5 protein-coding genes are annotated in these 4,171 nt (G+C 75.4%); 3 read left to right on the plus strand and 2 right to left on the minus strand.

Going from position 1 to position 4,171, the window contains the following annotated elements; genetic code table 11:
• Positions 1-70: 70 nt before the first annotated feature.
• A complete protein-coding gene (locus ACFT55_RS19295; protein ID WP_380245466.1) occupies positions 71-835 on the plus strand; it encodes a metallophosphoesterase family protein in 765 nt (254 codons plus the stop codon).
• Here ACFT55_RS19295 and ACFT55_RS19300 read toward each other — a convergent pair.
• Together ACFT55_RS19300 and ACFT55_RS19305 are read right to left on the minus strand one after the other, a co-directional pair.
• Positions 799-1,983 (minus strand): serine hydrolase domain-containing protein, encoded by a 1,185-nt coding sequence (locus ACFT55_RS19300; RefSeq protein WP_380245467.1) that lies wholly within the window; start codon positions 1,981-1,983, stop codon positions 799-801. The genes ACFT55_RS19295 and ACFT55_RS19300 overlap by 37 nt on opposite strands.
• Positions 1,980-2,312: an antibiotic biosynthesis monooxygenase gene (locus tag ACFT55_RS19305; protein WP_380245468.1), complete on the minus strand. Its 333-nt coding sequence runs from the start codon at positions 2,310-2,312 to the stop codon at positions 1,980-1,982. The genes ACFT55_RS19300 and ACFT55_RS19305 overlap by 4 nt, the downstream gene beginning before the upstream one ends.
• 90 nt (positions 2,313-2,402) lie before the next feature.
• On the opposite strand from ACFT55_RS19305, the gene ACFT55_RS19310 reads away from it, so the two are divergent.
• Complete coding sequence (locus ACFT55_RS19310) at positions 2,403-2,879, plus strand: MarR family winged helix-turn-helix transcriptional regulator (protein ID WP_380245469.1); 477 nt, start codon at positions 2,403-2,405, stop codon at positions 2,877-2,879.
• 49 nt (positions 2,880-2,928) lie between these two features.
• Positions 2,929-4,171, plus strand: a 1,243-nt coding sequence (locus tag ACFT55_RS19315; protein WP_380245470.1) for a deoxyguanosinetriphosphate triphosphohydrolase, incomplete at its 3' end; no start/stop codon positions are given.

The following is a 4,171-nucleotide window of genomic DNA, read 5'->3' on the forward strand; positions in this document are numbered from 1 at the left end:
CGCACGCTCTGAGCGCTCAGAGCGTGCGTCACCACCTGTTCGGCGGGCGGGGGCGTGGCACCATCGACCTGTGCCACGTGACCTGGAACACCTCGCCGTCATCTCGGACGTGCACGGCAACCTCGGAGCGCTCGAGGCCGTGCTCGCCGACATCGCCGCCCGGGGGATCACCCGCGTGATCAACCTCGGCGACGACGCGGGCAAGGGGCCGCGGGGGAGCGCCGTCGTCGACCGGCTGCGAGAGGTCTGCGAGGCGGACGTCCGCGGCAACTGGGACGACTTCCTGCCGGGGGCCCCCGACGACGGGTCGCCCGAGCTGGCGTGGTGGCGGGACGAGCTGCGCCCCGACCAGCGGGAGTGGCTCGCCGCGAAGCCGCTCAGCCACGACCTGCTGCTCAGCGGCCGCGCGGTCCGGCTCTTCCACGCGTCGGCGACGAGCGTGCACACGCGGGTGCGTCGGTACCACTCCCGCGACGACTTCCACGGCATGTTCGCGACGACGGACCTCACCGGCCCAGGGCCGGAGCCCACCACGGTGGGGTACGGCGACATCCACCAGGCCTTCGTGGACGTCCACGGCGGCCGGACCCTGTTCAACGCCGGGTCGGTCGGCAACCCGATCGACGAGCCGACGCCGGTCTACGCGATCCTCGAGGGCGTGCCGGGCTCCACGGAGCCGGCGCCGTTCGGGATCCAGCACGTGCGCGTGCCCTACGACGTCGAGGCGGAGCTCGCGGTGGCCCGCACGCTCGGCATGCCGGGGTACGAGCCGTGGGCGCGCGAGCTGCGCACCGGGGTCTACCGCGGCCTGGCCGTCTCCTCGCCGCCGGCCTGAGCGGCCGCCCGGAGGACGGCCGCCACGAGGCGCCCGTTCTCCGGGGCCGCCCCTCCGCCCACGCCGAAGAGGGACCGCGTGTACCCGTAGGCGATGCCGGAGTCCGGGTCGGCGAACCCGAGCGCGCCCGCGGCGCCGGAGTGACCGAACGCGCGGGCCGGTGCATGGCGGAAGCGCGAGGCGATCCGCTCGAAGCCGGCGCCGAAGTGCTCGCGCTCGCCCGTCACGAGGTCAGGACCGGCGCCGTGCGGCGTGGCGAGGCCGCGCGCGACGGACGGCGCCAGGAGCGCGTGTCGCTTCCCGTCGCCGCTGATCGCTGCCGCGTAGAGGGCGGCGACACCCCGTGCCGAGCCGAAGGCGCCGGACGACGACGGGCCGCCCGCGTGCACGCGCGGGTCGGAGGCGAGCGCGACGACGTCGGTGGGCGTGGCGGCGTGCTGGTTGAAGGCGAGGTCCATGAGCGTCGCGTCGGCCGCCGGCACCGGTGTGCGGCGGGGGGCGGGGGCCCCCGTGCCCCGGGTGACCGGGACGAACCGGGGACCGGCGCCGGCCGGCAGGCCGAGGTAGAGGTCCACGTCGAAGGGCTCCCGCACCCGCTCGGCGTACAGGTCGGCGAGGGTCGCGCCTGTCGCCCGTCGCACCACCTCGCCCACCAGTGCGCCGATCACGAGGGCGTGGTACCCGTACCCCGTGCCGGGCCGCCACCACGGCCGCTGTCCGCCGAGACGGTCGGCCAGGGCCGCGTCGTCAGCGAGCTCGTCGACCGTGAATCCCTCCGGCACGGTGACGAGACCGGCGCCGTGCGACCAGAGCTCACCCACGGTGACGTCCGCCTTGCCCTCGGCGGCGAACCTGGGCCAGTAGCGGGCGACGGGGCGGGCCGGGTCGACGAGGCCGTCCTGCACGACGAGCGCGCCGAGCAGGTGCGCGACGCCCTTCGCGACGGAGAACAGACCGGTGACGGTGTCGGCGGTGGTATCGGGCGACCACAGGTCGACGACGCGCCGCCCGTGGTGGTGCACCGCGAGCTGGGCGCCGACGGGCTCGGGATGCTCGGCGAGCGTGCGCGCGAACGCGGTCCGCACGGCCTCATACCCGGGGGCCACGGTGCCATGCACGACCGCCGCGGGGGCGGGGGCGGTGCTCATCGGGCGTGCTGCGCGGGGGCCTGGTCGGCCGTCGTGCCCGACTCGGAGGAGACCAGCTCGGTGATCGGGTCGAAGAAGGCGGCGACGGCCGGGTCGTCGCCGCCCCGGCGGCGAGACGCGGCCAGGTCCTCGGGGCTCGCCCAGTGCACGACGTCGACCCAGGTGTCGGCGTCGAGGCGCACCAGCTCGGCGCCCAGGAAGCCGGTGCGCCCCGCGGCGAACGCGGCGAGCATCCCCGGACGGGCCGCGAGCAGCCGGTCGGCCGCGTCGGCGGGCACGCGGAACCGGGTGATCTCGACGGTGGTGCCGGGTCGGTGGGTGGCGGTCATGGTTCCTCCGGTCGGTCGGGGCATATCCTGTAGTCACCAGTTCATATCGTCATCATAGGTGACTATATTCCCGACCCCCGGAGGTGCGACATGGCGAGCCCACCGCGCACGCGCGCCGAGGCCAAGGCCGACCGGCCTGACCTGGGGGTGCTCGCCGGACGGTTGCTCTTCGCCGTCCAGGGCGCCCTCTTCGGCCGGCTCGCGGGCGAGGGGTTCGACGACCTGCGGCCGCAGCACGGCGCCGTGCTCGCCTGGATCGACGCCGGCGGGAGCCGCGCGACCGAGCTCGCGCAGCGCTCCGGCCAGCACAAGCAGGTGATCGGCAAGCTCGTGGACGAGCTCGAGGAGCGCGGGTACGTCGAGCGGCGACCCGACCCGGACGACCGGCGGGCGAAGCTTGTCGTGCCCACCGACCGCGGGCTGCGGCAGATGGCGCGCTCGGACGCCATCGTCGCCGACGTCGAGCGCGAGCTCGCGGCGGCCCTCGGGGCCCGGCGGTACGCGGACTTTGACGCCGGGCTGCGGGACGTCGTCGAGGCCGTGGGGCGCGTCGGCGGCGCTCGCTAGGCTTCGTCCCGTGCAGACGTTCGAGCAGGGCGCTTTCGACCCCGACGTGATGGGCCCCGCGGCACGCCCGGACACGGGCGAGGAGTGGCTCGGGTCGTACACCGACACGGACACCGAGCGCTGGTACTCCGAGCCGCCCAAGTCGAAGCACCGCACGGCGTTCGAGCGCGACCGCGCCCGCGTGGTGCACTCCTCGGGCCTGCGTCGGCTCGGCGCGAAGACCCAGGTGCTGGGTCCCGGCAGCGACGACTTCGTCCGTACCCGGCTGACCCACTCGCTCGAGGTCGCCCAGGTGGGGCGGGAGATGGGCCGCGCCATGGGCTGCGACCCCGACCTCGTGGACACCGCCTGCCTCACCCACGACCTCGGCCACCCGCCGTTCGGTCACAACGGGGAGCGGGCGCTCGCGGAGATCGCGCAGGGGATCGGCGGCTTCGAGGGCAACGCCCAGACGCTGCGGCTGCTCACCCGCCTCGAGCCGAAGGTGTTCGCCTCCGACGGGTCGCCCCGGGGTCTGAACCTCACGCGCGCCAGCCTCGACGCCAGCGTGAAGTACCCGTGGGCGCTCGGTGCGGGGCCGGCACGGCCCGACGGCGGTGCGACCGGCAAGTTCGGCGTCTACCCCGACGACCGGCCCGTCTTCGACTGGCTGCGTCGCGGTGCCCCGGGCGGGCGGGCGCGCTGCATGGAGGCGCAGGTCATGGACCTCGCCGACGACATCAGCTACTCGGTGCACGACGTCGAGGACGCGGTGGTCGGCGGACGCCTGGACCTGCGCAACCTGGACGACGCGGACGAGCGGGCTCGCGTCGCCGACCACGTGCGCGCCTGGTACGGGGCGTGGCACGAGCCGGACGCGATCGACGCCGCGCTGTGCCGTCTGCGTGACACGGGATACCTCGTGACGGACTTCGACGGCTCGCGCCGGGCGCTGGCCCGGCTGAAGGACGCGACGAGCCAGCTCATCGGCCGCTTCAGCGGGGCGGCCCAGGACGCGACGCGCGAGGTGTTCGGCGACGGGCCCCTGACCCGCTACGTCGCGCGGCTCGTGGTGCCGCAGGAGACCGCCGACGAGATCCTCGCGCTCAAGGGCGTGGCCGTGGCGTACGTGATGGCGCCGCGCGAGGCCGAGCCGGTGTACGGGGCACAGCGGGAGATGATCGCCGCCCTGGTCGACGTCCTGACCGACCGTGCGCCGGACGAGCTCGAGGCCCCGTTCGCCGCGGACTGGCGTGCGGCGGCCGACGCCCCCCCGCCGCGGCGCGGCGGCGGCGCCCCCGTCGCCGCCCGCA

The organism is Isoptericola sp. NPDC057191 (genome assembly GCF_042670225.1).
Classification (GTDB): domain Bacteria; phylum Actinomycetota; class Actinomycetes; order Actinomycetales; family Cellulomonadaceae; genus Isoptericola.